This window comes from Bacillus sp. AP50, assembly GCF_040492675.1.
Lineage (GTDB): Bacteria > Bacillota > Bacilli > Bacillales > Bacillaceae_G > Bacillus_A > Bacillus_A cereus.
The window spans coordinates 1-2245 of the sequence record NZ_JBEUTW010000116.1 but is presented as its reverse complement, the minus strand read 5'-3'; the positions used below and the strand labels follow the sequence as shown (position 1 = coordinate 2245).

Here is a 2245-nt window from a genome sequence, read left to right as displayed (position 1 = left end):
ACAAAAGATACACCACTTAAAAAGAGGTGTATCTTTCTCAGGTTTTACTATTTCCGATTACTTCTCTTCGTTTTAAACAATCTCACTAAGTTTGAAACAACTGTTTTTGTTACTGCATAAACTGGTACTGCTAAAATCATTCCGATGATTCCAGCAAAGTTACCTACCCCTAAAATTAGGATAATAATTGTTAATGGGTGGATGTTTAATTTCGAGCTCATAATACGTGGTGAAATAATATTACTTTCAAACTGTTGTACAATTGTTACGATAATAATTACGTATAAGGCTTGCATCGGAGATACGAACAGTCCTACAATAACAGCTGGTGCTGCTCCGATAAATGGACCTAAGTTAGGAATGATGTTTGTAAATGCTGCAATAATTCCTAAAACGAAAGCGTACGGTAAATCGATAATTAAATAACCGATAAAAGTAAACGCACCTACAAATATACAAACGAGCGCTTGCCCTTGAATATATGCAGATAATGTTTCGTTCGTTTCCTTAATGATACGAAGCCCCTCTTCACGGTAAGACTCTGGTAATAAGCTTACCGCTTTTCCTGGAAAGGCATGTCCATCTTTAAACATGTAAAATAAAATGAACGGTACAGTAAATACAACTAATGCAACGTTCGTGATAATACCAAATAAAGCCGTTGCACTCGACGTAATTGTATTTGGTATATCTTTTAAGTATTCAATCGCATTTTTTTCAATTGTTTCAATGGAAACGTAGTTTTGTGTAGATAACCATTCAAACAACCTATGATGTGATAATTCTTGTATGTATACTTTTCCTTCTTTTATGTAGCCTGGCATATTTTTTACTAAGTCCATTAGCTGTTGTGAAATCGTAGGAACAACTACTCCAACGCCAACTGCAGTTAATGTTATGATAAAAAGATATAACAGCAATATCGCTAAATTTCTAGGTACTTTTTTATTCTCCAAAAAGATTAATACAGGATTAAATATGAAGTATAAAAAAAGCGCGATTAAGATTGGGAAAAATAATGTTGATATGAAGATACCAATCGGTTGAAATAAAAATGATATTTTTGTGCAAATAAATATGATTCCTACAACCATTAGCACTTCTAATGTCCAAAAGTGCACTTTTGATTTCAAAAAAATGGCCTCCTTTAAACTAGCACTTCTCTTCATTGTACCAAAATAAGTATGAATTTCACATAATATTTTCCTTTACAATATTCCAAAATACCAATAAATACACTACAATGAGATTACATACAAATTTGCAGGTAAAGGTGATAAAAATGACACAATGCATCATTTGCAGAAAAGATACGAAAGAACTTAGTGAACAATATGTCATTCCAGAAATATTATGTGGATATTATTTCACAAACTCAATTTGTGATACTTGTCATGAACAAATGACAACAAATATTGATCGTCCTTTAATTAGGCATAAATTGAGTCAATTTAAGATTGAACAAATGAAAAGACAAATTGATTCCCCACTCTATACGAATGAGCACGGTGAGGAACTTGCAGCTGCTGAGACTGATGTTGTCGAAGTAAGCGACGAAATTCTTTATTCTAATGCATTAATTATGAAACTATGTAAAAAGCACGATATTTCCTTACATAATGAAATTTGGAAAGAGGAACGTGTAACGAAAGTAGCCAGTTCTATTCAACGTGAATTGCTATTGGATAACCGTAAATATAAAATGAGTATATTAAAAATGGCTTATACATTCGCTGTACAAACAGTTGATGGCTACTTTGAAGATCAAGATGCGATTGATATCTCTACCATTCTCTCAAATGCAGATTTCGTGGAACTAAAAGAAAAAAGCATTGTACGTGATTTAAGCAAAAGTTCTTTATGGAATACGCTAAATACAAGTAGTGAAAATCATTACTTTATTTTACTTAGCGATAAAGACGGTCTGTTTTGCTTTATTCGTTTGTTTGACATTTTTGATGTTGTCGTTCATTTATCAGAAAAAAGATTTGACCTTCCATCACCCATTGTCGGTGTAAATAATGTGAATACGCAGAAATTTTATGTCCAAAGTTTAAAACAGTATATGGATGGGCTGTTTAAAGAAAAAGCACCTACTATATAACAGGAACCAGAACATACGGTCTCCTTTCTTGATGAAAAGACACTGTGTTATAATGAGTATGAAAAGAACAATACAATCACATAAACCAATTATAAATTGTATATAAATAAAAAAGACTAGTGTGCGGCTACACACTAGTCC

2 protein-coding genes are annotated in these 2245 nt (G+C 32.3%); one reads left to right on the top strand and one right to left on the bottom strand.

Annotation, left to right across the window (positions count from 1 at the left end):
* Positions 1-47: 47 nt before the first annotated feature.
* On the bottom strand, positions 48-1133 hold the full coding sequence (locus ABWK52_RS10495) for an AI-2E family transporter (protein WP_000837892.1): 1086 nt from the start codon (positions 1131-1133) through the stop codon (positions 48-50).
* 149 nt (positions 1134-1282) lie between these two features.
* Here ABWK52_RS10495 and ABWK52_RS10490 point away from each other — a divergent pair, with 149 nt between their 5' ends.
* The gene (locus ABWK52_RS10490; RefSeq protein ID WP_000189710.1) at positions 1283-2104 is read left to right on the top strand and encodes an HNH endonuclease; all 822 of its coding nucleotides are present in this window, start codon (positions 1283-1285) and stop codon (positions 2102-2104) included.
* The last annotated feature ends 141 nt before the right edge of the window (positions 2105-2245 follow it).

Excerpts from the sequence above, each read along its gene's own strand:
- ABWK52_RS10490 (WP_000189710.1), top strand. The coding sequence starts at position 1,283 with ATGACACAATGCATCATTTGCAGAAAAGATACGAAAGAACTTAGTGAA.